2 protein-coding genes are annotated in these 3,585 nt (G+C 33.4%); both read left to right on the top strand.

All coding sequences use genetic code 11. The features are described 5' to 3' along the window. A partial coding sequence (locus DBR11_RS04810) for a TonB-dependent receptor (RefSeq protein WP_146186465.1) occupies nucleotides 1–2,019 on the top strand: 2,019 nt, incomplete at its 5' end. 4 nt (nucleotides 2,020–2,023) lie between these two features. Continuing rightward, nucleotides 2,024–3,415, top strand: a complete 1,392-nt coding sequence (locus DBR11_RS04805) for a RagB/SusD family nutrient uptake outer membrane protein (protein WP_158275210.1) — start codon at nucleotides 2,024–2,026, stop codon at nucleotides 3,413–3,415. The last annotated feature ends 170 nt before the right edge of the window (nucleotides 3,416–3,585 follow it).

The following is a 3,585-nucleotide window of genomic DNA, read 5'->3' as shown; positions in this document are numbered from 1 at the left end:
AGTCAAAATACAACAAAATCAAACAATGATTTTTACTATGGAGCATATACATCTATTGGAGCACCCTATGCAAATATTTTTCCTTATGCCACTCTGAAAGACGAGAATGGAACAAGTACTTTAGCTAGAAATTTAAGATCTAATTACATTGCTCTAATGAGCAAAAGTGGATTGCTTGACTGGAGCTACAAACCGTTAGATGAAATCAATCTTGCTGACAACAAAACAAAAATAAAAGACCTATTATTAAAATTTGGCATTAAATATAAAGTTATATCGAACCTAAACATCCAACTCAATTACCAAAATGAACAGCAGGTCATTTCTATGTATGATCTTCATAACAGTGCAACTTACTATGCTCGTGATCTGATAAATAAATTTAGTTCATTTAATCCAACTAACAACTCAATAACCTATAATTTTCCTAAAGGAGGAATACTAGAACAAAATAATTATGAATGGCAAGCACATAATTTCAGAGTTCAGGCCAATTATGATCAAACTTTTAATAAAAATACAATAACAGCAATCGCAGGAGCAGAAGTTAGACAGCTAGAAACTACAGGTACCAATCAAATATCTTATGGATATAATGATCAATTTGGAACTTATAATAATACCTTAAACTATCAAACTAGTTATCCAACCAACCCATCAGGTTCCGATTTACTACCCGGTTCTAGTGGAGGAATTACAGGGACATTAAACAGATATGTATCATACTACGCAAATGCAGCCTATGATTATGATCAGAGATATTCAATCAATTTAAGTGCAAGGAAAGATGGAGCTAATCTATTTGGAGCAAAAACGAATGATAAAATCACACCATTATGGTCGTCTGGTATACGCTGGAACATAAACAAAGAGTCATTTTACACTTTTAATTGGTTGCCAATACTAAGTTTACGAGCAACATATGGATACAATGGAAACACTTATGAATATGGCACTGCATACTTAACGGGAGTTTATAGTTCAAGCCTGGTTACCGGTGCTCCTATTATCGAAAATACAAAAGCCCCAAATCCACAACTTAGATGGGAAAAAGTTAGAAACATAAATTTTGCCCTTGAATTCTCTAGTAAGAAAAATGCTATAAGTGGTACTATAGAGCTATACAAGAAAAATGGACAAGATTTAGTACAACCCACTTCCCTCGCACCCCAAACAGGCTTCACAACATATCAGGCAAACACAGCGAGCACGGAAACCAAAGGAATAGACATCACTTTACAAAGTCAAATTCTTAATAGAAAATTTAAATGGCAAACAATTTTCACATTAACAAGTCTAAATGACAAAGTAGTAAAATATGATGCTCCACGAACTTCAAGTAGCATTTATACTCCAGGAGCCGTAAGTGGGAAATCATTGTATGCTTTATTTAGTTACAAATGGGCTGGGCTAAATCCACAAAATGGAAACCCTAGAGGTTACTTAGGGGGCAAAATAAGTGAGGATTACATGTCCATTATTAACAATTTCAATCCTGATAGCTTAAAGTATAATGGATCTTTGATTCCAACTGTATTTGGCTCATTTCGTAATGAACTATCATTTGACAGGTTTAATTTGTCAATTAATATAATCTACCGACTTGGTTATGTATTTCGAAGAACAAGCAGTAGTCTTAATTACACCTCTATCATCCAAAATGGGCAAAATAAAGATTTCACTCAAAGATGGCAGAAACCGGGCGACGAATTGAGCACAAGTGTTCCGTCATTGGTTTATCCATCAGACTTTTATAGAAATTCATTCTATCAATATTCCGAGGTATTAATTGAGTCAGGAAACCATATCCGTCTACAAGATGTTCGTTTAGCTTTTGAAATACCTTCAAAAAGTCTAAAAAAGCTTAACCTATCAAGACTAAACATCTTTGGATATGCTAATAACATAGGAATAATATGGAGAAAAAACAAATTTGGCATTGACCCAAATGCCGCAGGTCAAGGAGGTATAACCCCTCCTCAATTCTCACTTTCTTTTGGTATAAATGCTAATTTCTAAAGAGATGAAAGTAAACAACCTAAACAAACATCTTACTATTAAGATACTATTCATTTTTTGCTTGTTCACGATAGACTGCAAAAAACAAAACGACTGGCTAGATATAAAAAATGACAAAAGAGCTGTTGTTCCAACTACTCTAAGTGACTTTCAAGCTATGTTAGATAATACAGGAATATTTAATGAAAAATATTCAACAGCCGGATTAGTTGGCGCTGATAATTACTATTTAACAGATAATTCATATAAAACTTATGACGAAACTACTAGAAACCTTTACATATGGAACAATACAATATGGGAAGGAGGTATTTCAACTGAATGGAATAATTACTTTACTGTAATCCAATTAGCGAATGTAATACTTGATGGCCTAAAGAAAAATAACACTTTAAGTGCAGATTATAATAATATAAAGGGACAGGCCTTATTTCATCGAGCCATTTCTTATTACAATTTATCACAATTGTTCTGTAAACCTTATAGCAAAACGGCAGAAACAGATCTTGGATTACCAATTAGATTAAATTCTGACGTTAACGAAACTTTTAAACGAGCTTCATTGGATGCTACCTACCAACAAATAATTAATGATGCGCTAGAAGCCAGCAAGCTGTTACCGACATCGCAGTCTTATCTCCAAAGACCTATTAACGCAGCTGCATTTGCATTATTAGCAAAGACCTATTTAAATATGAGTAATTACAACTTAGCTAAAAACTTCGCAGACAAAACATTAAATATCAGACCCGATCTATTGGACTATAACACCATTGTTTCTACTAGTTTGACTTATAGATTTTCTGAGTTCGGCAAAGCCAATTCTGAAATTTTATTCTACGCTCAAGCTCTAATATACCCCGTAGTTAGTCCATTAACCTCCGCCCAAGGCTTGGTTTCAAATGATCTATATCAATCTTACGAAGACGCCGACCTAAGAAAACAATTATTCTATTTCGGTAATGATTTAAATATTAAGTTCAGGGGAGCATACTCGGGAAACCGAAGAAACTTCGCTGGTTTAGCCACCAATGAAATCTATTTAATACGTGCTGAATGCAACGCTAGAGAAGGAAATATAGCTAATGCCCTATCAGATCTAAACATGCTATTAATTAATAGATACAAAACAAATAATTTCACCAAAGTGAATTCGGATAACCAAGAGGAAGTCTTAAAATTCATTTTAAAAGAGCGTAGAAAAGAACTCCCTTTTGTCTCCAATATCCGTTGGGAGGATCTACGTAGATTAAACCAAGAGACGAGATTTCAAAAGGTACTATCCAGGACTATTAATGGAATTACTTATTCATTATCCCCCAATGATAAAAGATATACATTACCGATTCCCTTACAAGAAATTCAATTGTCAGGAATTCAACAGAACGATAGATGAATTTCTTTTCTAAAATTAATCCAAAATGAAAAAAACAAATATTTATATAAAGTTATTTTTTCTCTGCTTGCAATATTTTGTTTTCAGTTCCTTATCGTATGCTCAACAAAAAAAAACACCAAAGCATGAGACCAGAATCTATATTAATGTCTATTTCAAAGAAGCAAAAC

Origin of the sequence: Pedobacter sp. HMWF019, assembly GCF_003061025.1 — a bacterium.
Classification (GTDB): Bacteria; Bacteroidota; Bacteroidia; order Sphingobacteriales; family Sphingobacteriaceae; genus Pedobacter.
The sequence above is the reverse complement of the archived record's forward strand: the minus strand, read 5'-3'. Positions and strand labels throughout refer to the sequence as shown.

Coding starts and splice junctions, on each gene's coding strand:
- DBR11_RS04805 (WP_158275210.1), top strand. CDS start 2,024: ATGAAAGTAAACAACCTAAACAAACATCTTACTATTAAGATACTATTC.